This is a genomic window from Acidimicrobiales bacterium (assembly GCA_035546775.1).
Taxonomy (GTDB): domain Bacteria; phylum Actinomycetota; class Acidimicrobiia; order Acidimicrobiales; family JACCXE01; genus JACCXE01.
Genome location: DASZWD010000054.1, coordinates 43044 through 68898, shown reverse-complemented (window position 1 = coordinate 68898; position 25855 = coordinate 43044). Strand labels below are relative to the sequence as shown.

Here is a 25855-nt window from a genome sequence, read left to right as displayed (position 1 = left end):
TCAAGGGGCGACGGATGCCGTCGCGAAGATCGTCGTATCGTCGTTGTCACGATGCCGGAACACGCGCCGACCGATGTTGTGCTCGCGTGCGGTTGCGCTGTGCGAGTCAAGGTGCTTACCGATGAACGCGACGGCGGGGCACATGTTGCCGGGATCATCACCGCACCGTGTATCGATCACCGCGACGTCGCTCAGGACATCGCCAACATCGAAGAGTGGTTGGCGGACTCCTAACGCACGGTCGTTAACGCCGCCGCCGCCACGCCACTCGCCGCGGCGCCGATCAACGTCGCTGCGACGATCACACCTGCAAGTAGTTGACGCCTATCGGTCGAAGGGGTTATCCGCACTAGCCGAGCTTCCCGACTGGCGGCACGACGGCGCAGCGATTTCGCCTCGCGGCGGCGGACACGTGTACCCGTTCTCGCGCATGCATACGGTCCACGCCGCGGCACGGAACTGGCTGAGCGACAAGCCGAAGTCGTCGGGCTGCGCCCCCTGGTCGGGTCGCATCGCCACTGTGACGCAGGCATGGGACCAGTGTCGCGCCTTGCGGGCGTCGAACACCCCGCATTGGGTGAGCACGGTCCCGGCTGCGACAGCGATGCCGACGACCAGGGCGATCTTGTCGCCGATGCGGCGAACTGTTAGGGCCACCACTGCACATTCTGACAGCGCGCTCACTGCCGTGGTCTCAGGCACCGACGGGTGCGCTGATTGGCCCGAGAGGACCGTGACTTGAAGGCGGCGCCGTCGTTGATCCTGGACATGGTTCGTGGGCACGTCAACAAGACAAAGCCCGAGGACCGTGAGTCGTACGAGCCCGACCAGTTCGACGAGGGCCTGCTCGCTGTCGTCGCCTACATCGACGAGATGGTTCGTTGGGCGTGGGTCGAGGCGTGGGATATCTCGACGGCACCGAAAGAGCGTGGCGTCGTGCACCGGGCTCTGACCGACGAGCAGAAGGCGGAAGCGCTGAAGCAGTCGGTCTATGTGCCGGGCGCGAAGTACGACATCGCGATCGGCGATCACCTGTCGCAGGAGGCGTTGCGCAACGCGGCGCGTCGACTCGTTGCGGCCGACGTGGCGCTCGAGCATGCGTGCGTTGCCTGTGGTCCCGAACCGGGCCAGCGGCCCGGCCAGAAGCGTCGCATCCCGGTCGTGGCGCGCATCGAGAACTGCGCCCTCGCCGAGTACTCGCACACGCTGGTGGTGATCCGTTGGCGACTCAACTACCTCGCCGACCGCGCCACGCGGCTTGACGCTGTCCATGCCTCGGCGGTGATGACCTGGCTCGCACGGGCCGACCGTCATCTCGCCAACGTGCGCGGCAAGTTCGAGCTCGCACACCGGCACGCCACCAAGAACGCATCCATCGACGCCGGCCCTGATCGCTTCTGCATCAACAACGACGGCCGGCTCGCAGCTCGTGGCCGCAAGGAATGCCACGCCTGCCGGAAGAAGACGGTGCGCAAGAACGCCAAGGGCAACGCCGCGTGATCACCACGACGCCCACCGCGATCCAGGTCGGACCGTTCCGCTACCGCGTCTCTTCGAAGCAAGCCGAGCTCGACGCGGCGCGACGCGATGACCCGCGACTCTGTTCTCCGGCCGGACCGACAGCGCCGAGCTCTGCATCCTCATCGACCTGGCTCAATGCGCCAACGTCGACAACGTCCGCGTAGTGCTCGTGCACGAACTTCTGCACACGCTGATGAACCTTGTCGGCCTCGACGTCGAGCTCGACGAACGTCTCGAAGAGGCGATCGTGAACCGCATCGCGCCCCGCTCTTGTCGACGTGATCCGACGCAACCCGGACCTCGTCGAGTTCCTCTCGTCAGAGAGTGCTTGACCAAATCACATTCGTGTGGTTCAGTGGAGGACATCACCTAGCTTCGGCGCAGTGCGCCTTGAGGCACCGGCCGAGATGGTGACGGCCAGCTATTCAGCAGCGGCCGAGGATCCACGCGCGTCTACGACGTGGTGGAGCTGCGCCGGCCGGCGTCGATCCGCATCGTGCACGGAACACGTGCGTGGAGTCGCGCCGGCGAACCTCGGCAAGGGGTAGGGGTGGGTCGAATCTTCAATCGTCGTGACCGGCGGAAGACCCCGGCACGCGCTTTTCTCTCCCCGAAAAACAAAAGTCCGCGTAACGACGAGGCGGTGCCATGCCGAAACAGGGTCTTGGCTCCGAGCATCGACGTCTCCGCTCGGTGTTGCCGTTGCCCAACGGCTCGCCGTGCCCGTTCTGTCGTCAGCCGATGTGGCCGAGCGACAAGCTCGACCTCGACCACGTGAAGCCGCGTGCTCTCGGCGGCGCCGGCGGTCCAGTTCGTTGGGCGCACGCTCGTTGCAACCGCAGCGCGGGGGCCACGCTCGGCAATCTGTTGCGTGCCGGCGTCGGAAAGGTTCGGTCGCGGCGTTGGTGATTGTCGAGTGCGCCGGCTGCGGCAAGGAGTTCAAGGCCGAGCGTCGATCGCGCAAGTATCACAGCGACGCGTGTCGTAAGGCGGCGAGCCGGAAGAAAGCGGACGCTCACGAGGCGTCGACGAGCGCCGAGCTGCCTGGGCCGACGATCACGCAGGCGACGTACGACTCGCTCGTCGAGTGCAAGCGTGAGACGACGCCGCTCGGTCGCGTCGCTCTGAGTTTGGCGTTGCGTCTCGACAAGGGTGTCGACTCCGGTTCGGCGATGGCGGCGCTGGCGAAGGAGCTGCGCGCCGCGTTGCAGGCGGCGACGGTGAACGCGGCGAAGAAGTCGGACCCGATCGACGAGCTCGAGAAGCAACGGCAGAAGCGACGGTCTCGTGGCGCGTAGGTCGGCGGCGACCTTGGAGGTTGTGCAGCCGGCGTACCTGTGGGTGCCCGAGCATCGGTCGTCGGCGGGCGCCGAAGCGATCGGTCTCGCCGAGACGGTGGGATTGGTGCCGGACCCTGAGCAGCGCATCGCGATCGATGCTCTGCTTGCGGAGAATTCGCTCGGCAAGTGGGCGGCGATCGAGGGCGTGCTGATCGCGCCGAGGCAGAACCTCAAGACGTTCTGCTTCATCGTCATCGCGTTGGCGAAGCTGTTGCTCTTCGATGACGAGCTCATCTCGTGGTCGGCCCACCTGTTCTCGACCGCCATCGAGGCGTTCCGGGTGATGGAGAGCCTCTTCACCGAGTGGGATCATCTCCGTCGCCGCGTCAAGCACATCAACAACACGAACGGCGAAGAGGGCATCGAGCTGCTGACGGGTCAGCGGATCCAGTTCCGGGCGCGTTCGAGGACGCGGGGCCGCGGCCTGTCGGGCGACACGATCTTCTTCGACGAGGCGTTCGCTGTGATCGCGGCGATGATCGGTTCGCTGTTCCCGACACTGTCGGCCCGGCCGAACCCGCAGGCGATCTATGGGTCGTCGGCCGGCTTCGCATCGTCGGAGGTGCTGCGGGCGCTGCGTGAGCGTGGCCGGCCCGGTGGCGATCCGACGCTGAGCTACATCGAGTGGTGCGCGGAGCAACGGCCGTGCGCGGTCGAGCAGTGCGATCATCGGCCCGGCGTCGCGGTCGGCTGCGCGCTCGACGACATGGATCTCGTTCGTCAGGCGAACCCCGCTCTTGATCGTCGGATCACCCGCGCCTACATCCGTGCCGAGCGTCTATCGATGCCGGTCCGGGAGTACATGCGGGAACGGCTGGGATGGTGGGAAGATCCCGAGGAGTCCGTCGATGGCATCGCCCTCGACAAGTGGCACGCGTGCGCCGACGCAGATTCGGAGATCGAAGACGGGATCGTGTTCGCCGTCTCCGTCGCGTACGACTTGACGTGGTCGACGATCGCCGCTGCCGGCGTCACCGACTTCGAGTTCGTACACGGCGAGGTCGTCGAGTATCGGCGCGGTACCGACTGGGTGGCCGAGCGCCTGCTCGAGCTGCGCCGGGAACACGGCGGTCGCATCGTGATCGAGGTCGGCGGGCCGCGGTGCACGATCGCCGACGAGCTGGACGCGTTGGGCGTCGAGTACGAGGAGTGCTCGCAGAAGGATCTCGTCGACGCCTGCGGCACGCTCAACGATCTGATCATGCGGCGGGCATTCCGACACCTGTCGCAACCCGAGCTCGACTACGCCGTCGCCAGCGCGCGGCGCCGCCTCGTCGGCGACGCGTGGACTTGGGCGATGCGTGCGTCACCGATCGAGATCTCGCCGATCAAGGCCGTGACGATGGCCGTGCGCGCCGTGGTGACGGCCGACAGCGACGACGCCGTCGGCGACATCTACTGAGGAGGACCACCGTGGTCAAGTCGTTGCTCTCTGTCGTTCGCAGTCTTCGTGTCGCGGCTCTCGAGCTCGGCGGCGCCGCGCTCGTCGTGGTCGGCGTGGCCCAGCACGACATGCATCACGCCGCGGCCTTCGTCGTCGGCGGCGTCGCCCTCTTGGGCAAGAGCTTCGAGCTCGATCTGCGTCGCCAGAGCGACCCTGAGCGCACCGGCCGGTGACGGTTCTCCGCTCGCTGTTCGGCGGGTCACGGTCTCTCGAAGATCCGACAGTGCCGCTGTCGTCGCCGTCGATCGTCGACTGGCTCGGCGGCGAGCGCACTCATGCCGGCGTGCGGGTGTCCGAGCAGCGAGTCCTCGGCATCCCCGCGTACTACCGAGGCGTGTCGATCGTCTCGGGCACGATGGCCGGGCTGCCGCTGAAGCCCTATCAGCGCGGCACGCGGACGGCCGTGATGCAGCGCACGGTGCTCGACAACCCCAACCCCCGTCAGACACCGTTCGAGTTCTGGCAGACGATGTACGCCAACGCCGTCACTTGGGGGAACATGTACGGCCGGAAGTTGCGCGACGGCGCCGACATCGTGCGCCAGGTGTGGCCGCTGCACCCGTCTCGCGTGCGGGTCGAGGAGGTCGACCCCTCGTCGTCGAACCCCGAGGGCAAGGTGTTCCACGTCACGGCGCGCGACGGATCGGTGAAGACCTACTCGGCGTGGGACATCTTTCACGTGCCGTACCTGTCGATCGACGGCGTGGCCGGCATCAGCCCACTCAATGTGTTCCGCCAGTCGCTCGGCACCGGCATCGCGGCCGAGGAGACCGCTGCTCGCCTGTTCGGCGCCGGCATGCGCATCCAGGGTGTGCTGCAGACCGAGCAGAAGCTCAACAACGACATCGCCGACGCGATCAAGGCCCGGTGGCGGCAGAAGACCGCCGGCGTTGAGCACACGGGCGATGTCGTCGTCCTGGACAAGGGCCTCAAGTTCGAGCCGATCATGCTCCCGCCGCAGGAGGCCGAGCTGCTCACGTCGCGCAAGTGGGCGGTGACCGACATCTCTCGGATGGTCGGCTTGCCGCCGTTCATGCTCGGCGACATGGAGAAGACGACGTCGTGGGGTACCGGCATCGAGCAGCAGGTGCTCGGCGTCGTCAAGTTCGGGTTCAAGCAGCTCGCTGATCTCGTAGAGCAGCGCGCCACGCGCGAGCTGTTGCCGGGTGGGTGGACGTCGGGGTCATGGTTCGCCGAGTACTCGCTCGAGGGCCTGCTGCGCGGCGACTCGCGGGCTCGGGCCGAGTTCTATCGGACGATGGTCATGATCGGCGCCTTGTCGCTCAACGAGGTCCGCGTCCTCGAGAACGAAGAGCCCGTCGATGGTCTCGACGTGTACCTGTTGCCGAAGAACATGACCGTGTTCGATCCCGCCACCGACAAGGCCGGCGCGATCGCTGCGGCGCTCGCCGCGTAATCCAAAGGAGCACACGAGGATGGCACTTTCACCGCAGCAGGGTGTTGTCGTGGGCACGACTGCCGTGCGCCTCGACTCCGATCCTCACGACAACAACGCGGGCGCCCGGTTCATGGCCGTCGCGCAAGGAGCGGGCACTGTCGTGCTCGGAGGATCGGACTCCGTGACCGCGGGAAATGGGTGCCGCGTTCCCGTCGTTGCCGGGACGATCATTACTGAACAGCTTGATCAGGGCGAGCAGGTGTGGGCGATCGTCGCGTCCGGATCGATCACCTTTGACGTCCTGATGGGTGGTGTCTAGCTCATGCAGATCATTAATCCCGCGCGGCCGGCGGCGATCATCGACGTGTTCACATCGTCGGGCACCTGGACGAAGCGCGCGGGTTTGACGGCCGTGCGTGTGATGGTGTTCGGCGCTGGCAACGGTGGCGGCTCTGGCCGTCGAGGCGCGGCTGGCACTGATCGTTTCGGTGGTGGTGGTGGTGGCGGCGGCGCACTCGCAATAGCGGACGTGTCGGCCGCTGAGCTTCCGTCGTCTGTGACCGTGACGGTTGGGGCTAATGGTGTTGGCGGCGCGGCCGTCACCGCCGACGACACGAACGGCAACAACGGCACCGCTGCCGGAGCTAGCAGATTCGGCGCGGCGGACTACACGTTCGCACTAGGGATTTACGTGGGGTCGGCAGGTTCAGGCGGCACGGCCGCAGCGGGCGCAGCGGGCCAGAATGGCAGCGGCCTTTACGGCGCAGGCTCTTCGGGTGGCGCCGGATCAAATTCGACCGGTGCACAGGGCGCGAATGCGGCCTTGGGTGCTGCTGGCGGCGGTGGTGGTGGTGGAATCAACGCGACCAACACGTCCGCCAACGGTGGCATCGGCGGCGGATCGAATGCTTACGGGGCTGGAGGCACCACCTCGGGTGGCGCGGGCGTCGCGCCCGGTGGGGCTGGAACGCAAGCGTCTAACACCCCCACGCCGATTGCTCCACCGCCGCGCGGTGCCGCGGGCGGCGGTGGCGGCGCTGGCGGCGGCGCGGGTGCGGGAGGAGCGGGCGCCAACGGAAGCTTTCCTGGCGGCGGTGGCGGCGGTGGAGGCGCGTCACTCAACGGTCAGAGCTCGGGCAAGGGCGGCGATGGCGGCGCCGGCCTGATCGTCGTCATCAACTACTTCTAAGAGGGGGTGGACGAGCGTGTCTGACTTCATCGTGGAGCACGGCTCCGACGACCTGAACGCGCGGTACGCGCTTGTCGACAGCGACGGCAACGTGGTGAATGTCATCGTGTGGGACGGCGTCTCGCCGTACAACCCTGGTGACTTCACGATCGTCGCGCTAGCGAACATCAAGAACGCCGTCGCCCCAGGCGACGACATGGCTCCGAAGACAGTCGACTCGAACACCGTCGACCCCGTGCTGCCCGACGACTCCACGCCGTGACCGGCGCCGCGACGTCGGCTTCCTTCCTTTACCGCCCCACCTCCGACAAGGAGCACTCAATGCCTCGTGCGTTGCCCGATATGACGCGCCGCGTCATCACCATGGAAACCGCTCGCCGGAAGCTCGACATTCCCGTCGATGCCGCGGGCCACATTCGCCGCACTCGCGCTGTCGGCGACATGGCAACGCGTGCCGCCGACAGCGGCGACGGCATTGGCTTCAAGGGCCACGCCGCCGTTTTCAACCAGCGGACGTGGATCGGGTCGAAGCGGTACGGCTGGTGGGAGCAGATCGACCCTGGCGCGTTCACGAAGACGATCCGCGAGAAGGTCGTCGAGAACAACGACATCATCTTCAATCGCGACCACAACAACAGCCTGCTGTTGGCGCGCACGTCGAATGACACGCTCCGTCTCTCCGAAGACGACGTCGGCCTGGCCGTCGACGCCGATATGGGCGACTACTCGTACGCCCGCGACGTCGAGACCGGGCTCTCCCGCCGTGACCTCACCGGCATGTCGTTCGCGTTCGGAGCGATCACCTGGGAGTGGTCCCTTGCCGAGGACGGCGAAGACCTCCTCACGCTCCGGGAGATGGAGTTGTTCGACGTCGCCGTGTGCGGGATGCCCGCGTACGGCGGCACCGACGCGTCGATGCGCGGCGAGCTGCTCGCCTGCGCGCGTGCGCAAGGGTTCGACGATCCGATGATCGCGGCGCTGGCGAAGCGCCTCGCCGATCCCGACGACGAGCTCGTCAACGTTCTCCGCGGTCTGGCGCATCCATTGGCTGCGCCGGCCGCGGACCTTCGCGAAAGCGATACCAGCCAGCCGGCCGCGGACGCGGCCACTGGTGATGACAGTCCGCCGGCAGAGACCACGGGCGAACCCCCCATCCGTGCCATCGCACGCGCCCACTTGGCGATGCAGATGGACCTCATGAAAGAGAGGGTTGGCTAATGCCGACTATCAAGGAGCTCCGCGAAGAGCGGGCTGGCATTTGGGCTCAGGCCCAGGAATTCAACGAGCGCGCCAAGAAGGGCGACCCGATGTCGGGCGAAGACGAGGCCGCGTGGGAACGCGCGCTCGCCAAGGTCGACGAGCTCGGCACGCAGATCGAGAACCGCGAGAAGAGCGAGAAGCTCGACAAGCGGTTCGCCGACATCGACGCCGACACCGTCGTCGTCAACCCGACCGGCGACCCGGGCGGGAGCCGCGATCAGTACGCCGAAGCGTTCGTCAAGTACTGCCGAGGCGGCATCGCGAACCTCGACGCCGAGGAGCGCTCGCTCATGGAAGCCAACTTCCGTGACCAGGGCATCGCCACTGGCGGCGCCGGCGGCTACACCGTGCCCCAGGGCTTCTGGGCCAAGGTCACGGAGACGCTGAAGGCGTACGCCAACGTCGCGACGATCGCCGAGACCGTCAATACGGACGCCGGCAACGCGCTGCCGTGGGCGACGAACGACGACACGTCGAACGTCGGCGAGCTCCTCTCGGAGAACACCGCGGCCGCGAACCAGGACCTCACCTTCGGGCAGAAGACGCTCAACGCCTTCATGTACTCCTCGAAGATGATCCCGGTGTCCCGCCAGCTGCTCCAGGACACCGGCATCGACATCGAGGCGTTCATCGCCAAGAAGGCCGGCCAGCGCCTCGGTCGCATCGTGAACCAGCACTTCACGACCGGCACCGGCGGCGGCACGCAGCCCCAGGGCTACGTCACCGGCGCCACGACCGGCAAGACCGGCACGACCGGCCAGACGACCACCGTCATCTACGACGACCTCGTCGACCTGATCCATTCCGTCGACGCCGCCTACCGCCAGTCCGAGCAGTGCCGCTGGGCGATGCACGACCTGTCGCTTGCGATCATCCGCAAGCTCAAGGACAGCCAGAACCGGCCGCTGTGGCAGCCGGCGATCAGCCTCGACTCGCCCGACACGCTGCTCGGCTACCCGATCTCGATCAACAACGCGATGGCGACGATGGCCGCCAACGCGAAGTCGATCGCGTTCGGCGCCTTCAGCGCCGGCTACGTCGTGCGCACGGTCAGCGGTGGCCAGCTGCTCCGCCTCGACGAGCGCTTCGCTGAGAAATTGCAGGTCGGCTTCCTCGGGTTCGGTCGCTACGACGGCCTGACTCAGGATGCCAGTGCGGTGAAGCTCTACGTCAACTCGGCCACCTAAGCCGGATCTGACGCCGATGTTCGGTGGGGCGCGCACGAACTGCGCGCCCCACCGGCTCTGACCCTCGCAGGTCCCAAAAGGAGAATGGCCACGAAGACTTGCCCGGTCTGCAATCAATCGAAGCCGACATCGGCCTTCAATCGGAAGGGCGACCGAGCTGATGGGCTTCAGTGGCAATGCCGTGAGTGCTACAAGGCGTGGCGCGAGGCGAATCAGGAACGGCTGCGCGCCCGCGACCGGGAAAGGCGCGCTGCACGGGCTCGTGTCGCGCCGCTCATCGAAGGCACGAAGATGTGTCCGGGGTGCGACCGTGAGCTGCCCATGGTCGACTTCCCAATACACCGAGGATCTACGGGGGGACGTGCCTCCCGGTGCAAGCGTTGCGACGCTGAGCGGCAGAGGGAATGGCGCGCCGCGAATCTCGCGAAAGTGCGAGAACGAAATCGGCAACGCGCGGCGGCGAAACGAGATGCGGATCCGGACTACGACCGGGAGCTGCGTTATGCCCGGAAGTACGGCATCACGATCGCAGACTACGAGACCCTGCTGGCCGCTCAGGGTGGGCGCTGCGCCATGTGCCGCTGTCGGCCCGAAGAGAACGAGTATTGACTTCGCAACGGCAAACCTGTCCGACGACTCGCTGTCGACCATGATCACGCAACCGGGGCCGTGCGAGGTCTCCTCTGCACCGCTTGTAACGCTGCTCTCGGGAACCTTCGTGACAGCGTGACACTTGCTCGCCGAGCGCTTCTCTACCTCGCAGCATCGGGCACCGCTGACGCCTACAGCGCCGCTGACGTCTCATCGCCCAACTGGGAATTGGCTGTTCTCGATCGACACGAGGCCCTTCGACCTGACGATCTCGAAGCTTGGAACGCCGCCCTTCGCAAAGTCGACGTGCTCGAGCAACAGATCAAACGAAAGGAAATATGACTATGCGTGTCGCAAACAAGACCGTCCGAATGAAGCTCAAGATCCAGGGGTACCGCAACGGCGTGCCGTGGCCGGAGGTGGGCGACGAGCTCGACGTGCCCGAGCACGAAGCCGACGACCTGATCTCGCAGGGCTACGCCGAGGAGGCGATCAGTGAAGGAACCAGTCGACGACCGCACAGTGCGCCCGCCGCAGACCCGGCCGAAAACGCCGCCAGCGAACCGGATGGTGCCGGCGCACCCGAACCGGATGCGAAGCCCGTCCGAGGACCGCGAGGGGCCGCAGGCACCGCCAAGAAGGCCGTAGGCGCGGCCAAGAAGGCGGTCGCTCCGCGCGGCAAGGGCAAGTAGCTGAGACGTGGCTGATCAGTACGACATCGTTACGCTCGACGAGGGCAAGACCGCGATCAACGTCAAGAGCGCGACGGGCACGTACGACACCGAGCTCGCCTCGGTCATCACGGCGGTGTCGCAGCGTCTCGTCGATCTGTGCGGCCCCGTCGTGAACCGCACGTTCACCAACGAGACCTACGACGGCGGGCCGCTCGTCGGCCGACAGTTCCTCGACGAGGCCGTCGACCGCGGCTACTCGTCGATCGAGCTGCGTCACGCCGCAGTCGGCCCGCTGGCAACGACCACGATCACGAACGCCGTCGAGTACGACAGCACCGGTGCCGGCACGACGCTCTCGCCCGAGACGTTCGACACGAAGCCCGCCGACGCTTACCTCGTGAAGCCGGAGACCGCTCTCGTGTTCCGCCGGCGCAGCGGCATCGAATGGCGGTACCTGCAGGGACAGGGCAACGTGGTGTTCACGTACACGAGCGGCCGTGCCGCCTCGACCGCCGCGGCGCCCGACAAGTTCAAGCAAGCCGCGCTGATCATGATCGCCCATGTGTGGCGCCAGCGCGGCCCGCAGGCCGGCGCCTACCGCGTCGACGCCGAGTCGGGCCCCGTGTTCGGCGTCGCGCCCTTTGCGGTACCGAACGCCGTCGTCGAGCTGCTCCTCGACGACCGTCGCCCCGACCGTGTCGCGGCGATCGGCTGATGGCTACCGGGTCGACCGTGCCGGCTGTCAAGGCCGCGCTCGTCGCACTTCTCTCGGCGAACGGCGCGCTCGCAGGCGTGCAGATCTCGCAGGGCTACCCCGGCGAGAGTTTCATCGAACGCGAAGCGATCTACACCGACCGCGTCACCGGCCGTCACGAGATCGCGAACATCAAGGCCGGCCGCAAGCAGCGCGACGAGAACTACGCGCTCACGCTCGTCGTCTCCGTGGTGAGCGATGCACCCGAAGATGTCGCCGACGTCGAGACGCGGGCCTTTGTGCTGCTGCAGGAGATCGAGGACACCCTCGCCGACGACCCAAGCCTCGGGAACGTCGACGGTGTCGTGCACGCCGTCGCCGGCCAGTTCCGTGAGCTCGCCGACCCGACAACGAACGGCGCCGCCTGCGTCATCGAGTTCGAAGTCGAAGTCAACGCCCGCCTGATCTGAATCGAGGAGCGCCGTCATGAAGATTCGCTGGATTGCAGAGCCCCGCGGGCTCGCCGACCCACAGCTCGAGGTGAAACGCGGCCAGATCGTCGACGTCGACGACGACGTCGCGGCCTCGCTCATCGATCAGGGTCTCGCCGAGCCCGCCGCCGCCGGCGCGAAGGCCGCGACGCCGGGCCGCAAGCCGAAGTCCGTTTCGGCCGAAACCCCCGTCAAGGCCGCGCCCGCGGCCGCTGACAAGTCCGAGGAGGGCAAGTAGTGGCTACAGGTTCGGGAATTTCCGGTCAGCTCGGCGTCGCCGAGGAGTCGACGTGGGGGACCGCGGTCACCGTCACGCGGTTCTACGAGCTGCTCGACGAGAACATTGACCTCGACATCGCGCGGATCGAGTCGGAAGGGATCCGTTCCGGGCAACGCGTCCTGCGCTCCGACGACTGGGTCGGCGGCACGAAGCGCGTCACGGGGCCGATCACGCTCGAGCTGGCGACGAAGAACATTGCGCTGCTGTTCAAGCACGCGCTCGGCTCTGTCGTCACGACGGGCGCGGGGCCGTACACGCACACCATCTCGCCGGGCGATCTGACCGGCAAGGGTCTGACGGTGCAGGCTGGCCGTCCGTCCGATGACGGCACCGTGCAGCCCTTCACGTGGAACGGCGTGAAGATTCTCGACTGGGAGCTCAGCTTCGAGGTCAACAAGCACGTGAAGCTCGTGTTCACCGTCGTCGCCAAGGACCAGACGACCGCCACCGCGCTGGCGTCGGCGTCGTACACGTCGGGGCTTCAGCTGTTGTCGTTCGTGCACGGCGCCATCACGATCGGCGGGTCGGCGGCGAAGGTGAAGTCCGGGTCGATCAAGGGTGTCAACGCGTTCAACCTCGACCGGATCTTCACCGGTGACTCGACGATCAGCGAGCCGCTCGAGAACGGCCGCCGCCAGTATTCGTTCGATCTCAAATGCGAGTTCGAGTCGCTCACGGCGCTCAACCGCATCGTGAACGGCACCGAGGCCGCGCTGTCCCTCGCGTTCACGCGTGGCTCGGACTCCGTCACCGTCGCCGGCAACATCCGGTCCGACAAGGGCATGCCGAACCTGGCGAACATGGACGTGCTCGAGCAGCCGCTTTCCGGCAAGTTCGTCGCCACCGCCGCCGACTCGACCGCGCTCACCGTCACGGTCGTCTCGGGCGAGTCCACGCCGTAGCCGTGGCGGTCAACGCCGGCGCGCACGGCATCGGAGTTGTCGGCCTCATCGAGGTGCAGCGGGCGCTGCGCCAGGTGTCCGACGAGTTGCCGCGCGAGCTCCGCCAACTCCACAAGCGGGTCTCCGAGATCGTCGCCCGCAACGCACAGGGCCGCGCCCCTGAGCTCAGCGGCCGGCTGCGTGCGTCGCTCGTCGCGCGGGCCGAGCAGCGCGGTGCCTCGATCAAGGGTGGCGGCGCCCGCGTCCCGTACTACGGGTTCATCGACTTCGGCGGCCGCGTCGGCCGAAACAAGTCCGTGGAACGCCCGTTCATCCGCGAAGGCCGAATCATCTTCCCGGCGATCGTCGCGACCCGCGACGAGGCGCTCGAGACCTACGACGAGGGCATGGCCGACCTGCTCGACCGCGCCCATCTCACCTGACCCATCACACCAAACGAACCGAGGGGAATCCTTCAATGCCAGACATCACGTTCCGTGTCACGTCCGGCCCGTTCGCCGGCGCTTACCGCGTGTCGCCTTCCGACATCACCGCCAGCGATGTCGGCGACCTCCTCGCCCAGGGCGGCCCTGACCTCGACGCCATCCTGCTCGGCGACGGTCCGAAAGGTGCCCGCATGTTCGCCGGCCTGGCCTGGCTCGTCCGTCGCCGCGGCAGCAGCAAGGGCCTGGCGTTCCGGGCGGTGTCCGACGCCATCAACTTCGACATCGTCGAGCCGATCGGCGACGACGAGGAGGAGTCCGCAGAGAAGCTCGAGGACCCTTCACACAGCGAAGGCGGCTGAGGTCGTATCTGCCGTTCTTTGCGTACCTGTTCGGCGTCAAGCCGTGGGAAGTGCAACACCTCACGTTCGCCGAGGTGGAGGACCTGAAGCTCCAGGTCGACGAATACCGCCGCAAGGCCCGAGAATCGAGGTGAAAACGCATGGCCGCAAATGAGGTTGTCGTCAAGTTCCTCGGCGACTCGTCGTCGTTCGAGAAGGCCGTGTCCAAGGTCGTCGCCGGGCTCGGCACCTCGGGCTCCGGTTTCGCAAAGTACGCGACCGTCGCCGCCGGCGCCGGCGCCGCGATCGGCGCGATCGGCGGCGCTCTGTACAAGGTCGGCGAGGACTTCGACGCCGTCAACGATCACCTGCGCGTCGCGACCGGCGCGACCGGCGACAAGCTGAAAGGCCTCGAGGCCGACTTCAAGACCGTGGTGAAGGACGTCCCGACCGACTTCAAGTCGGCCGGCGACGCCGTCGCTTTTGTCGCGCAGAAGATGGACGCGACCGGCAAGACGGGCCGCGGCCTCTCCGAGCAGTTCCTCGAGCTGTCCCGCATCACCGGCACCGATCTTCAGGCAAATATGCAGTCCGCCACCGACGCGCTGAACGTGTTCGGAGTCCGGGCCGCGGATGCTCCGGCGATCCTCAACGAGATGTTCCGCGCGTCGCAGCAGTCTGGCGTCGCCTTTTCAGATCTCGCGTCGCAGGTGGCTGATTCTCAGACGACGCTCAGCCAGTTCCACTTCACGATCGGCGAAACGACCGCTCTCGTCGCGACGCTTGGCAAGGAAGGCCTCTCGACGTCCGACGTGATCCCCGCACTCGGTAAGGCACTGGCGGCCGCAGCGAAGGACGGTGTGCCGGCGCAACAGTTCCTCGCCGACACGTTCGCGACGATCAAGAACGCTCCGAACGACACGAAGGCCGCCGGCGACGCGATGGAAGTCTTCGGCACCAAGGCAGGCACGAAGTTCGCCGGTCTGATCCGCTCCGGCAAGTTGTCCTACGACGACATGCTCAAGAGCATCACGTCCGGCAAGGACACCATCCGCAAGGCCGGAGCCGACACCGAAGACTTCAGCGAGAAGTGGACGAAAATCAAGAACCAAGTCTTCGTCGCCGCCGAGCCGCTAGCGACGAAGCTTTTCAACGCAATCGGTGCCGGCGCGGACGCGTTCTCGAAACTGAGTCCCGGCATGCAACAGGCGATCGTTCTCGGCGGCGGCCTCATCACGGTCCTTGGCGGGCTTAGCGTCGCCGCCGCGGTGATCGGACCGTTGTTCGCCGAGGGCGCCGTGGGCGCGGCAGCGTTCGGTATCGCGCTCGACGCCATCCCGTTCGTCGCTGTCGGTGCCGCCGTCGCGCTGCTCGCCGTCGTGATCGCGAAGAACTGGGACACGATCAAGAACGCGTTCCTGACCGGCGTCAGGTTCGTCGCCGATCAGATCCTCGGCATGGTCGGCACGATCATCCACGCGGCTGCGTCGGCGTTCGGCTGGGTGCCGGGCATCGGGCCGAAGCTGAAGGATGCCGCGTCGAAGTTCGACCAGTTCCGTGACGACGTGAATCGTGCTCTCGGCGGGATCAAGGACAAGACGGTCCAGGTCAACCTGGTTCAGGCTGACAACTCTGGCCGTCGCTTGCACGCGTTCGCCAAGGGCGGTTTCGTGCCCGGCCCGAAGGGCGCGCCTCAGGTGATCCTGGCGCATGGCGGCGAGTACGTCGTCTCGAACGATGACCTCGACGGCACGTCCTCGCGTTCACCGCTCGATGTCGTTGGCCAGCCGGCTGGCGGCAGTCGCGGCGATCTGACCGTGATCGTCCAAACGGGTCAGGTATTGGCGACCGAGCGTGACGTCGCGGCCGCCGTAGTCCAGGGCCTCGAGTACCACTTCGCTCATGGTGGCGCTATCGGTAACGGCCGCGGCGCGTACCTGAAGCCGTAGAGGGGGAAGCGATGTCGGTGAAGCCGGACAGGCCGGAGACGCCTGAGGAGTGGAAGCGCCGTGTTGGTGTGGGGCGGCCGAGCTCGGCGTTTCGTCGGATGGGTTCGGGGCCGGGTTCGTCGCGGTCGACGCCGGTCGCGCGTGAGGACAAGCCGGGTGTTGCGGGGGTGCGTACCGAGCATTGGGACGGGCGCCAGGACGCCACCGTGTTCGCCGAGCACACCCGTGTGCAGGGCAAAGCGATCAGAGGTTAGGAGTGTCGATGTCTGATTCGGAACGGCCGCCGAGCGCGCCGGTGGGGGCGGAGTCGTTGCCTGGTGTCATCGACCTGTACGCCGCGTACGACGCCACGAAGGCTGTCGTCGACGGCGGCGGCGAGGTCACCCGGGAGCAGCACGACGCCTACGACTCGGCGTGTGAGGCGTTGCACGCCTCTCGCCGCTACTGGCGGGAGATCCGCGACTACGTGGTCGCCGCCGGCCTCGAGGCGGCCGTGAACGAGGGCGAGGGCTAAAGGCATGGCGTTTAATGCAAGCGGAGCGTTCGGGCTCACGCTGCGCGACATCCTGAAGAACACGACCGCCGTCGATCTCGACAGCGACTCGATCAAGGCCGCGCTGTTTACGAACTCGCTGACGACGCCGAACTTCGACACCAACACGGCGTACGCGGCGGCGCCGTTCAATGCCAACGAGGTGTCGGGTACGGGCTATTCGGCCGGCGGGGCCGCGCTGTCCGGTCTGACTGTGGTCGTGGCTTCGCCGGTGGCGACGCAGCTGAACTTCGACGCGAATGATCTGTCGTGGGCGTCGGCGACGTTCAGCAGTGTGCGCGGCGTGCTCGTCTACGACGACACGATCGCTTCGCCGACCGCGAAGCCGGGCATCGTCGCGATCACGTTCGGCGCCGACTTCTCGGTGACGGGCGGCACGTTCACGATCCAGTGGAACGCGAACGGCATCTTCACCCTCGACTACGCCTAATCGAGCGGGCCTGGCGGCCGTGACGGAGTTCGCATGACGATCGCAGCGACGAACCTCACCGCGAGCCGCGACTCGACGGACGCGTCGTCGTTTTCGACGGCGTCGGTGTCACCGACCGGTAACGACCTGATCCTCGTCGCGGTCCTCAACAGCAAGGCGACGACGCCGGACACGCCGACGATTTCGGGCGGCGGCGTCACGACATGGACGCAGGTCTCGACCGACGTCCGCGCGACGAGCCGCCTCACGATCTTCCGGGGCGTCGCGCCGGCGTCGCCGACGCCCGCGGCGATCGTCATCGATTTCGGTGGCGTCACGCAGACGTCGTGTTCGTGGTCTGTTGACGACTTCTCCGGATGCGACACCGGCGGCACGAACGGGTCGAACGCGATCGTGCAGGCCGTCGCCGGGTCCGGCGGTGGCGGTGGCGGCTTCTCGGCTGCGACGTCGGCGACGGTCACGCTCGCCGCGTTCGGTTCGGTCGACAACGGCACGTACGGCGCGTTCGCTCATCTCGCCAACGAGTCGACGACGCAGGGAACCGGGTTCACGAAGCTCGGCGACATCGCCGGCGGCGGACCCGCGACCGCCCTCGAATCCCAGTGGCGTAGCGACAACGACACGTCCGTGGATGCGTCGTGGTCGACGTCGATCCAGTCGTTGGGTATCGGTATCGAGCTGAAGGCGGCGACGACCGGCACGACGGTCACGCCGTCCGAGGCCGCGGTGGTGTTGGCGCCGCAATCGCCGACGATCGTCAGCGGCACCACCGTCACCCCGTCCGCCGCCGCGATCGTGTTGGCGACGCAGGCGCCGGCGATCTCGACGGTCACCACGCCCGGGAACGGCTCGTATCCGGCGCATCTCATCCAGTTCGCTCCCGGTATCGCGTCATCGGCGGTGCCGTCGTCGGGTGACTGGGTCGACATCACGTTGAAAACGTTCGCCTGGTCGACGAAGTGGGGCACCGAGGACGAGTTCACGCAGCCCGGCGCCGGCACCGGCGACCTGTTGCTCGACAACTCGGCCGGCCTGTTCGACCCCGACAACACGTCGGGCACGTACTTCGGCAAGCTTCTGCCCGGCACATGGTTCCGGATCCTTGGCGGCACCACGACGGCGAACACCGACGTGTTCTACGGCCAGGTGTCGCAGGACGGTTTCCAGGTCGAGGCGTCGCAGTTCCCCGACTCGGTCGTGAACGTCCACTTGGTCGACGTCACCGAGTTCTTCTCGAACACCGACCTGGTGTCGTCGGCGTACGCGACGGAGGTCGCGGCGGACACACCGGCGCTGTGGTGGCGTCTCGGCGAGTCGTCCGGCTCGACGGCCGCGGACGCGTCGGGCAACGGGAACGCCGGCACCTACGCCGGTACGGCGCCGGCGAACAGCGGCGCCGGGCTCATCGTGAACGACGACAACGCCGCGGTCCACTTCGACGGCGTCGACGACGCGGTGACCGGTTCGATCACGTTGGGCGCGAACTTCACGCTCGAGTTGTGGGTCAACGCCAACAGCGACGCCTCGATCACCCGGTTCCTGCTCCAGATCGGGACCGTCTACGACGGCATTCAGCTCCGCATGGTGGCGCCCGGGGACCAGCACTTGCAGTACCGGTACGAGGACACCGCCTCGGGCGTGTTCTGCGAGTACCAGTCGACGGCCGCGGTGTTCGACGGCGCGACGCATCACATCGTGATCACGCAGGCCGGGGCGACGACGAGCCTTTATGTCGACGGCGTCGAGGGCAAGACGTTGACGAGCGGCGCGCCTGGCTCTGTCACGTGGCCCGCCAAGCCGGTGAAGGTCGCCGCCGGCGAACTGACCGGCACGTCGCCGACGAGGTATCTCACCGGCGTCGTCGACGAGCTCGCGCTGTACACGTCGGCGCTGTCGAGCGCCCGCGTGTCCGCACACAGGTCGGCCGGCACGACGCCGTGGGCCGGCGATCTCACGTCGACTCGGCTCGGCCGGATCCTCGACCTGATCGGCTACTCGTCGACTCAGCGCAACATCGCGACGGGGAACACGACGATGCAGGCCGCCAGCATCGGTGGCGACGCCTGGTCGGCGATGCTGGCGATCGCCAAGACTGAGAACGGCTCGGTGTACATCGACCATCAGGACGGCGGGAAGGTCCGGTTCATTAACCGCCAGTACCGGTGGACGGCGGCGGCGTCGGTGACGTCGCAGGTGACGATCGGCGACGGCGGCGGCGCCGAGATCCCGCCGGCACGCATCGCTCTCGCCGACGACCGCATCGTGAACTACTCCACGATGCAGCGCGCCGGCGGCGACGCCGTGCCGGCCGAGGACGCGGCGAGCAAAACGACGTATCGGAAGCGCAGTTTCTCGGAGACGGGACTGCTGTATCAGACCGACGACGAGAGCCTGTACCGGGCCCAGCGTGTCGTCACCGAGAAGAAGGACCGGCACCGCCGTGTCCGGTCGGTCACGCTCGAGCCGCGCAAGTCGACGCACCCGGCGTGGGCGCACGTGTTCGCCCGCAAGCTCAACGACCGGATCACCGTCAAGTGGCGGCCCACCTACGGCGGCACCCGTTCCTACGACGGCTGGATCATCGGGATCGAGCAGCGGTGGAACAAGGACTCCGGGCTCTCGACGGTGTTCTTCTGCGCCCCGGTGCCGTTCGACACGACCGGCGAGCCGTATTGGATCGCCGGTGTCTCGGCGGCGGGCGTCTCGACCCGGCCCGGCTACTAGGCGGAAGGTTCTCAGATGGCATACGACGCCAACCCGGCAGCGACGCACGACCCGACGACCGGCGTCGTCGTTCCGACGGCCTGGCTTGACCTGATCAACTCGAACTTCGCCGAGATCGGCTCCGCGTGGACGGCGTACACGCCGACATGGTCGACGTCGGGCACCGCGCCCTCGCTCGGCAACGGCACGCTCTCCGGCGCCTACAAGAAGCTCGGCAAGACGCTGTACGTCCGCGTCCGGTGGGTCGCCGGGTCCACGACGACGTTCGGGACCGGGTCGTACTTCTTCGACTTGCCGCCGGGCGTGACGACGGTCGGCAGCGTGCAGGCTCTCTCTGCGAAGGGCTACGACGCGTCGACCGGCAACAACTACGTGCTCTCCGCGTTCGTGATCGCCAGCGGCACACACATCGAGGCCATCTCGAACGGCGCCAGCTCTGTCGGTGCCACGTCGCCCGTCACGTGGGCCACGTCCGACGAGCTCATCTTCACCGGCGTGCTCGAGATCTCGTAACCGCAACAACCCGCGGCCGCCGGCCGCGCCGTCCCTGAAGGAGATGCCCATGCCCTATGCGGCTGACTTCGTCGCGCTCTGCCAACACGAGGCCGGCGACCGCTACGTCTACGGCGCCGAGGTGAACCTCAACGATCCCGACCCGAAGGCGCACGGCGACCCGTTCGATTGCTCGGAGCTCGTCCAGTGGGGCACGTTCCGCGTCGGCACGCCGATGCCGGACGGGTCCGCCGCCCAGCTCGCGTTCTGCAAGTCGCACGGCACCGAGATCTCGGTCGCCGAGGGCATCGCAACGCAGGGCGCGCTGCTGTTCATCCAGACAGGCAGCGAGCATCACGTCGCGGTGTCGCTCGGCAACGGCTCGACGATCGAAGCCAGAGGTAAGGCGTACGGCGTCGGGAACTGGGGCGCCAACGGCAGGCCGTGGACGCACGCCGGGCTCGTGCCGGGGCTCACCTACTCGGCGCCGCCTGCGGCGCCGGTGCCTTCGGGCGCGCCGTCGTCGCCGGTGCCGGGGTGGCCGGGCCGCTACCTGCGGAACCCGATGCACGGTGCCGACGTGCACGAGTGGCAGTCGCAGATGCATCACCGTGGCTGGTCGATCAGCGTCGACGGCGCCTACGGCCCGAAGTCTGAGTCTGTGTGCGCGCAGTTCCAACGGCAGATCGGGCTTCACGTCGACGGCGTCGTGGGGCCGGTGACGTGGAAGGCCGCGTGGGCGGCTCCGATCGCTCGGTGACGGGCGGTCTCGGTGTTCGAAGTCGGTGCGGGTCGGGGCAGACCGGGAGGACCGCTCACATGAAGACCGCATGCGTGTTGGCCGGCGCGCTGTTCGTCGCGTCGTCAGGTTGGACTCGTCTCAGCGTCGGCCTCGCCGTCGTGCTGGTGCTGTTGCCGCTCGCTGCGCTCGTGTTGGCCATCCGCAAGCTGCAGCGCACCGCTGACGAGCTCGTGACGATCGCCACCGGGCTCAAGGACAAGAGCGACGAGGTGCTCGCGCGACTTCCGAAGGAGTAATCGCCTGTGGCCGGCGAATCGTTTGCTGTTGCTGTCGTCGGTCTCGTGGGCCTCGTCGCTGCGGCGGCTGTTGGCGCGTGGATCGCCGGTCGTGCCACGAAGAACGTGGAGATGGCGAAGAACAAGACGAACGCCGCCGCGGTGGCGATCGACGGGCTCGACAAGTTGTCGCAGCGCCAGGACCGCGACATCGAACGCATCAGCGAGGAGCTCGACAAGGAACGCGACGCCCGGCTGAAGGCGGAGGCGGACCGTGACGCCGCGCGCGCCCGTTGCGCCGAGCTCGAGGCCGAGCTGCGCCGTCTCAAGAGAAAGGAATCGACGTGACGTCTCCGTACACGGCCCCGAAGAAGGCGCCGGACCCGGTCCGGCTGCTCAAGATCGTCGTCGCCTTGCTTGTCGTGATCGTCGTCGGCATGTGCGCGGTGTTCGCCGCCGGCTACCTGTCGTTGCGCGCCAACGATCGCGCGATCATCCAGGCTCGCTCCGAGGCCCGGCACCGCGAGTGCCTCCGCGACAACGACGAGCTCGCAAAGGCGATCCAGAAGGAACGCGAATCGTGGAAGTCCTTCATCTTCCGGTCGTTCGACGCGCAGGGCATCAGACCGACCCCCGCGCAGGAGGCGCAGATCGCCCCGTTCCTCGCCGAGCAAGAGGCCGCGGTGCGCAAGGAGTACTCGGATCGGGCGCCGCGGCCCTGCACGAAGCAGTCCGAAGACGCGCACTACCGCGCTCAAGCCTTGGAGGCACGATGACCCGCAAGACCGCCCCTCTGTCGATCCGCGTCGGCGCGTGGCTCGGCCGACGCTGGAAGCTCGTCCCGCACGCCGTCACGAGCGTCGCGGCGTTGGCGTCGCTGCCGTTCGTGCACGGCCACGTCCTCGACGTCGCGCACGTGGCGATCGTCGTGTCGATCCTGCTGGGCGTCGGCACCTACGCGGCGCCGGCCAACAACCCGCCCGAGTCGTGAATTACGACCACCACCTCCTAGCTCAGGCCTAGCCCGTTGCTGTGCGGGTGAAGGGCGCCTCGGTTACCGGTCGGGATGCTCCGGGAAAGGTGGCCCGGCTGAGCTGAAGGTCGGCGCCGGCTTGTGACGGCACCGGCTTTGTCGACGTCGACCCCCAGCGACGATCGACAGAAGATTGCGCCTCTCGCGTGAGGGCCTTCGGGCCACACGTCGAGAGGCGCTTTCTTCGCGTCCGCAGAGATGTGGTGTTAGCGCCGCGTTGCCCCGGCGAGCTCGTTGCCACCCTTGAAGTCGATCGTCATGAGGTTGAGGGCGCTCGGCGAGTAGTTGGCGGCGAGGCCGAGCGCGAGCGTTTCGAGCAGGCGGGTCTTGCCCGCGCCCGTGGTGCCGGCGACGAGCATGTGGCTCGCCGCGCCGGCGAGCGTCACCGCCACTGGGCCGTGTTCGTCGGCACCGACGACTGCCACCACCGGGTCGACGGCGCGGCGCCAGCCGCGAGCGATCGCCGCGGCGTTGGTCACCGCCGGCACGATGTCGGGTAAACGAACCCGCGCCGGCAGGGCGTTTCGTCCGCGGCGGTGGCCGCCGAGCGCTGCGAGATGCATCGCAACCGAGAGTGCGTAGCCCGAAGCGGCCGCCGGTACGTCCGCCAACACCGCCGACGACGCCGCGTGCCGCGTCGAGACGCTCACCCGAGTCGGGCGCGTCGCGCGGATGACGACGCCGTCGCCGTGACGGCCGCCGTTCGTCTCGTGCCGGAACAACACGACGTCGTTCGGACCGGTGGCCACGGCCGGCACGCGATCGAGCACGACGAGGCGGCGGGCGCGCTCGGCGCTCGGCAGTCCGCTCGCCACGGCACCTGAGGACACGACCACTTGGGCGCGCGCGTGCGGCAACAGCGCCGTCCACGCCCACCGGTCGAGATCGTCGCTGGCGACCAGCAACTCGACGTCGTCGGGGCGCAGCGCGACCGCGGCCTGCACGACGAGCCACGTGAACAGGTCGTCGAGAAACGGCTCGGGCCCGATGACGGCGAGCGGCTCGCCGTCGCACGCCACGGTGATCGGTACGGCATGGGCGACGCCCGCCGGAGCCAAAACCTTGGCGTCGGCGTCGTCGGCGTCGACCGCCACCGCGTGCGCGTCGGCATCCAACCCGACGCGCACCACGAGATCGTCGCCCGGCCGCGACCACAACGACGCGCTCCGTCGCTCCAGGAGGCTGAGTAGGGCCGCCGGATCCGGATGCAACGCTCGTCCCGCGCGCGCCACCGCGTTCGCTTCGAGGCGCATGTCGGCGCCGATCGACGCGAGACGGGCGGTGTGCGCGTCGTCGAGGCGCCGTTGGGCCCGGCGCGCCAAGACCCGGTCGACGCCGAATCCGGCGAGCAGCGCTGCCGGCGTCGCCGCCAGGGTGACCGGTAGTGGCGCACCACCGGCGGCCGCGGCGAACGCAATCGCCCCGGCGCTGGGCATGACGAAGGGGGCGTACGACCGACGCGGCGCGTTGTCGGTCTTCGCCAACCGGAACCTGCCGCGCTCGACGACCGGCGCCGGCTCGGGGCCCGCGGCCACAGTGAGCACGCTGTCTCCGACTTCTATGGCGGCGTACGGAGCGACGGCGAGCGCGTCGCCCGGCGGGATCCGTTCGCCGTCGACGAACGTGCCGTGGCGCGAACCCAGGTCACGCACGACGACTTCGGCGCCGGTCCAGTGCAGTTCGGCATGGCGCCGCGAGACGCCGAGGGACGACAGGACGAAGTCGGCGGCGGCGTCGCGTCCCACGACCAGCGTGCCTTCAGTAATGCGCCGGCGCTGCCCGGCATCGACGCCACCGATCACCCGGAGTTCCGGGCCGAGCCGCTTCCAGTCACCGACCACCGACTCACCGACTCGCAGAGTGTCGCCGGCACAAACGCCGGCGTCGGCCAGCGTGGCCGCCGGATCGAGGCGTTCGCCGAGACGGGCGAGGGGCACGGAAGCCGAACCGCTGGCGGCGGCCGCCAGATCGGCGACGAGCGTGTGATCGGACACGGTGGCGACGACGGGTCGTTCGCCCGCGTCGGTCACGATCAGCAGCGCGACGTCGAAGCTGCTCACACCGAGTAATCCCGCGGCGGCGGAGGAGGTTCCTCCTCCTCGATCAGCGTCGTCTCGGTCGTGGGCACACGGTGGACGCGCGGCACGGTCGTGGTCTTCGGAGTGGTGACGGGCGCCGCGACGACGGTTACCGGCGTGTCGGCATGCAGATTGCCGACAATCACGCGCACGACCACCGCACCGGGGGCGACGCCCACGACGCTCAAGCCGTCGACGCGCACGATGCCCGTGCTCCCGATGACCTGCAGTTGCGCGTCCTTGAGCAACGCCGCCGGCGCGTCCTGGCCGTAGGGAGTGGCGCCGTGCACGTTCGCGACGGCGCGCTGGCCGACGGTGACCGACGCCGGTACAAGGTCGAGGGACACCGACGCCAACGTCGGCGCGTCGCTGAGCGCCAGCGCGTGGCGTGAGATCGCGGCCTGGCGGTCGCGCACCAGTCGCGCCAACAGCACGGCGTCACTCACCGATGTCGGAACCGACATACGAAAGGCGACGACGTGGTGTTGATGCGGCGCGATCGGCGGCACGTCGAAGTGCACGAGCACCGAACCGTCGCTCTGCCTTTGGACCGGCTCGTCGTGACCGACGAGAGCGAGCACGTTGCCGCGCACGGCGCTCTGGGGGAACAACTCTGGTATCTCGGTGGCCAACGTCGGCTGGTTCGACGGATTCGTCACGTCCAAACGGCCGGTGAGCGTGCCCTGCTTCAGGCGCCACTGATACTGCGTCGGCACGATTGTGTTGGACTCGGGTGGCAGCGGTGTGAGTGAGCGCACGGCGCCGATCGTCTCGGGCGCGTTGCCCAGCAACGTGAAGCGGTCGCGACCACCGGCCCACGCCAGGCCACCGACGACGAGCGCGATCATCGCCGCGCCGGCGAGAACACGCGCCACCGTGGAGTTGCGCTCGTAGCGCGGCGTCGGGCGAACGAAGCCGTCGGCGGCGCGTCCCGTCGAGCGGCGGCGCGTGCCCTGCCGGCGCGCCGCGCCCGCGAGGTCGGGCGGAGCGTCAAGCGCGATCGACGCGTTCTCGGCGGCGGGCCGGGCCGAGTCGAGCAGGGCCCGGGCGGCGCGTGCCGACTCGGGCCGTCTGTCAGGCAACGGCGAGAGCAGCGCCGCCACCACGTTCCAAATCGCGTCGGGAACGTTCGGCGGTCGGTTCGGACCTTCGGCGCGCAGCAGGCCGATCGCCTGGTACGCCGTCTTGGCGTGGGCGTGGGGTGGCGCCCCGAAGAGGCCCTCGTACAGCACGTAACCGACGGCCCACAGGTCGGCAGCCGCCGACGGCGCCCCGCCGTCGTGCACTTCGGGCGCGATGTAGAGGTCGGTGCCGAGGACGGAACCGGTGCTGCGGGTGCGGTCGATCGGGCGCACGATGCCCATGTCGCCCAGGCGCGCTCGGAGAACCCCGTCGACGCGCTCGAGCATGATGTTCTCGGGTTTGATGTCGCGATGGACAAGCCCGACGGCGTGGAGCGCTTCGAGCGCCGCCAGCACGTCGTCGGTGATCTGCACCATCTCGATGGGCGTCGGCGCGCCGGCGCCGCGCAGGGCGTTGCGCAGGTCACCTTCGTTGGCGAGGTCCATCACGAGGCCGACGACGCCACGCCGCTCGTCGACGACGGAGTCGTGCACGGTCATGAGCCGGGGGTGGTCGATCCGGCCGACCTCCGCCTCAGCGGCGGCGCGCTCGCGGAACGTCCGCAGCGGCAGCACCTTCAGCGCGACGCGCTCGCCCGTCCGGCCCTTTCGGGCCGCGAAGACTTCGGCGGTCGCCCCGGCGGCGAACGGCTTGTCCTCCACGCGGTAAGGCCCCAACTTCCACGCCACTTCGTGCGGACTCTACGGGCCGCTACGTTGCAA

32 protein-coding genes are annotated in these 25855 nt (G+C 67.9%); 28 read left to right on the top strand and 4 right to left on the bottom strand.

Features of this window, described 5'->3' with window-relative positions:
- Positions 1-51: 51 nt before the first annotated feature.
- Positions 52-234 carry a hypothetical protein gene (locus VHC63_13415; protein HVV37602.1) on the top strand — a complete coding sequence of 61 codons (183 nt, stop codon included), beginning with the start codon at positions 52-54 and terminating at the stop codon, positions 232-234.
- A gap of 90 nt (positions 235-324) precedes the next feature.
- Here VHC63_13415 and VHC63_13410 read toward each other — a convergent pair whose 3' ends face one another.
- Complete coding sequence (locus VHC63_13410; GenBank protein HVV37601.1) at positions 325-657, bottom strand: hypothetical protein; 333 nt, start codon at positions 655-657, stop codon at positions 325-327.
- A gap of 60 nt (positions 658-717) precedes the next feature.
- On the opposite strand from VHC63_13410, the gene VHC63_13405 reads away from it, so the two are divergent.
- Positions 718-1500 carry a hypothetical protein gene (locus VHC63_13405; GenBank protein ID HVV37600.1) on the top strand — a complete coding sequence of 261 codons (783 nt, stop codon included), beginning with the start codon at positions 718-720 and terminating at the stop codon, positions 1498-1500.
- Between the two features lie 40 nt (positions 1501-1540).
- Here VHC63_13405 and VHC63_13400 read toward each other — a convergent pair whose 3' ends face one another.
- Positions 1541-1813 carry a hypothetical protein gene (locus VHC63_13400; protein HVV37599.1) on the bottom strand — a complete coding sequence of 91 codons (273 nt, stop codon included), beginning with the start codon at positions 1811-1813 and terminating at the stop codon, positions 1541-1543.
- 610 nt (positions 1814-2423) lie between these two features.
- Here VHC63_13400 and VHC63_13395 point away from each other — a divergent pair.
- The 26 genes from VHC63_13395 (at position 2424) to VHC63_13270 (ending at position 21891) form a co-directional block, all read left to right on the top strand.
- Positions 2424-2819 carry a hypothetical protein gene (locus VHC63_13395; protein ID HVV37598.1) on the top strand — a complete coding sequence of 132 codons (396 nt, stop codon included), beginning with the start codon at positions 2424-2426 and terminating at the stop codon, positions 2817-2819.
- Positions 2820-2841: 22 nt separating this feature from the next.
- Positions 2842-4263 (top strand): hypothetical protein, encoded by a 1422-nt coding sequence (locus VHC63_13390; protein HVV37597.1) that lies wholly within the window; start codon positions 2842-2844, stop codon positions 4261-4263.
- Between the two features lie 11 nt (positions 4264-4274).
- The gene (locus tag VHC63_13385) at positions 4275-4478 is read left to right on the top strand and encodes a hypothetical protein (GenBank protein HVV37596.1); all 204 of its coding nucleotides are present in this window, start codon (positions 4275-4277) and stop codon (positions 4476-4478) included.
- Between the two features lie 50 nt (positions 4479-4528).
- Positions 4529-5722 carry a phage portal protein gene (locus VHC63_13380; protein HVV37595.1) on the top strand — a complete coding sequence of 398 codons (1194 nt, stop codon included), beginning with the start codon at positions 4529-4531 and terminating at the stop codon, positions 5720-5722.
- Between the two features lie 19 nt (positions 5723-5741).
- Entirely contained in the window at positions 5742-6023 is a 282-nt protein-coding gene (locus tag VHC63_13375; protein HVV37594.1) for a hypothetical protein, read from the top strand.
- A 3-nt stretch (positions 6024-6026) separates the two neighbouring features.
- Positions 6027-6893: a hypothetical protein gene (locus tag VHC63_13370; protein HVV37593.1), complete on the top strand. Its 867-nt coding sequence runs from the start codon at positions 6027-6029 to the stop codon at positions 6891-6893.
- Between the two features lie 16 nt (positions 6894-6909).
- Complete coding sequence (locus tag VHC63_13365) at positions 6910-7155, top strand: hypothetical protein (GenBank protein ID HVV37592.1); 246 nt, start codon at positions 6910-6912, stop codon at positions 7153-7155.
- Between the two features lie 59 nt (positions 7156-7214).
- On the top strand, positions 7215-8111 hold the full coding sequence (locus VHC63_13360) for an HK97 family phage prohead protease (GenBank protein ID HVV37591.1): 897 nt from the start codon (positions 7215-7217) through the stop codon (positions 8109-8111).
- Positions 8111-9340: a phage major capsid protein gene (locus tag VHC63_13355; protein HVV37590.1), complete on the top strand. Its 1230-nt coding sequence runs from the start codon at positions 8111-8113 to the stop codon at positions 9338-9340. Before VHC63_13360 ends, VHC63_13355 begins: the two co-directional genes overlap by 1 nt.
- Positions 9341-10302: 962 nt before the next feature.
- Positions 10303-10623 carry a hypothetical protein gene (locus VHC63_13350; GenBank protein HVV37589.1) on the top strand — a complete coding sequence of 107 codons (321 nt, stop codon included), beginning with the start codon at positions 10303-10305 and terminating at the stop codon, positions 10621-10623.
- 7 nt (positions 10624-10630) lie between these two features.
- A complete protein-coding gene (locus VHC63_13345; GenBank protein HVV37588.1) occupies positions 10631-11320 on the top strand; it encodes a hypothetical protein in 690 nt (229 codons plus the stop codon).
- Positions 11321-11337: 17 nt separating this feature from the next.
- Positions 11338-11769, top strand: a complete 432-nt coding sequence (locus VHC63_13340; protein HVV37587.1) for a hypothetical protein — start codon at positions 11338-11340, stop codon at positions 11767-11769.
- A 16-nt stretch (positions 11770-11785) separates the two neighbouring features.
- Positions 11786-12028 carry a hypothetical protein gene (locus VHC63_13335; GenBank protein HVV37586.1) on the top strand — a complete coding sequence of 81 codons (243 nt, stop codon included), beginning with the start codon at positions 11786-11788 and terminating at the stop codon, positions 12026-12028.
- A complete protein-coding gene (locus tag VHC63_13330) occupies positions 12028-12972 on the top strand; it encodes a phage tail tube protein (protein ID HVV37585.1) in 945 nt (314 codons plus the stop codon). Before VHC63_13335 ends, VHC63_13330 begins: the two co-directional genes overlap by 1 nt.
- Before the next feature lie 2 nt (positions 12973-12974).
- Positions 12975-13394: a hypothetical protein gene (locus VHC63_13325; protein HVV37584.1), complete on the top strand. Its 420-nt coding sequence runs from the start codon at positions 12975-12977 to the stop codon at positions 13392-13394.
- Positions 13395-13429: 35 nt separating this feature from the next.
- Positions 13430-13756: a hypothetical protein gene (locus VHC63_13320; protein ID HVV37583.1), complete on the top strand. Its 327-nt coding sequence runs from the start codon at positions 13430-13432 to the stop codon at positions 13754-13756.
- A 140-nt stretch (positions 13757-13896) separates the two neighbouring features.
- On the top strand, positions 13897-15684 hold the full coding sequence (locus VHC63_13315) for a phage tail tape measure protein (GenBank protein ID HVV37582.1): 1788 nt from the start codon (positions 13897-13899) through the stop codon (positions 15682-15684).
- Positions 15685-15946: 262 nt separating this feature from the next.
- Complete coding sequence (locus tag VHC63_13310) at positions 15947-16198, top strand: hypothetical protein (GenBank protein ID HVV37581.1); 252 nt, start codon at positions 15947-15949, stop codon at positions 16196-16198.
- Positions 16199-16202: 4 nt separating this feature from the next.
- Positions 16203-16667, top strand: a complete 465-nt coding sequence (locus tag VHC63_13305; GenBank protein HVV37580.1) for a hypothetical protein — start codon at positions 16203-16205, stop codon at positions 16665-16667.
- Positions 16668-16700: 33 nt separating this feature from the next.
- Positions 16701-19391 carry a LamG domain-containing protein gene (locus VHC63_13300; protein ID HVV37579.1) on the top strand — a complete coding sequence of 897 codons (2691 nt, stop codon included), beginning with the start codon at positions 16701-16703 and terminating at the stop codon, positions 19389-19391.
- A gap of 15 nt (positions 19392-19406) precedes the next feature.
- A complete protein-coding gene (locus tag VHC63_13295; protein ID HVV37578.1) occupies positions 19407-19904 on the top strand; it encodes a hypothetical protein in 498 nt (165 codons plus the stop codon).
- A gap of 49 nt (positions 19905-19953) precedes the next feature.
- Positions 19954-20643 (top strand): peptidoglycan-binding protein, encoded by a 690-nt coding sequence (locus VHC63_13290; GenBank protein HVV37577.1) that lies wholly within the window; start codon positions 19954-19956, stop codon positions 20641-20643.
- A 59-nt stretch (positions 20644-20702) separates the two neighbouring features.
- Positions 20703-20921 carry a hypothetical protein gene (locus tag VHC63_13285; GenBank protein HVV37576.1) on the top strand — a complete coding sequence of 73 codons (219 nt, stop codon included), beginning with the start codon at positions 20703-20705 and terminating at the stop codon, positions 20919-20921.
- Positions 20922-20927: 6 nt separating this feature from the next.
- Entirely contained in the window at positions 20928-21248 is a 321-nt protein-coding gene (locus VHC63_13280) for a hypothetical protein (GenBank protein HVV37575.1), read from the top strand.
- A complete protein-coding gene (locus VHC63_13275) occupies positions 21245-21676 on the top strand; it encodes a hypothetical protein (GenBank protein HVV37574.1) in 432 nt (143 codons plus the stop codon). Before VHC63_13280 ends, VHC63_13275 begins: the two co-directional genes overlap by 4 nt.
- The gene (locus VHC63_13270) at positions 21673-21891 is read left to right on the top strand and encodes a hypothetical protein (GenBank protein HVV37573.1); all 219 of its coding nucleotides are present in this window, start codon (positions 21673-21675) and stop codon (positions 21889-21891) included. Before VHC63_13275 ends, VHC63_13270 begins: the two co-directional genes overlap by 4 nt.
- Positions 21892-22139: 248 nt before the next feature.
- On the opposite strand, the gene VHC63_13265 is transcribed toward VHC63_13270, so the two are convergent.
- Positions 22140-23993: an FHA domain-containing protein gene (locus tag VHC63_13265; GenBank protein ID HVV37572.1), complete on the bottom strand. Its 1854-nt coding sequence runs from the start codon at positions 23991-23993 to the stop codon at positions 22140-22142.
- Positions 23990-25822 (bottom strand): serine/threonine-protein kinase, encoded by a 1833-nt coding sequence (locus VHC63_13260; protein HVV37571.1) that lies wholly within the window; start codon positions 25820-25822, stop codon positions 23990-23992. Before VHC63_13260 ends, VHC63_13265 begins: the two co-directional genes overlap by 4 nt.
- Positions 25823-25855 lie beyond the last annotated feature (33 nt).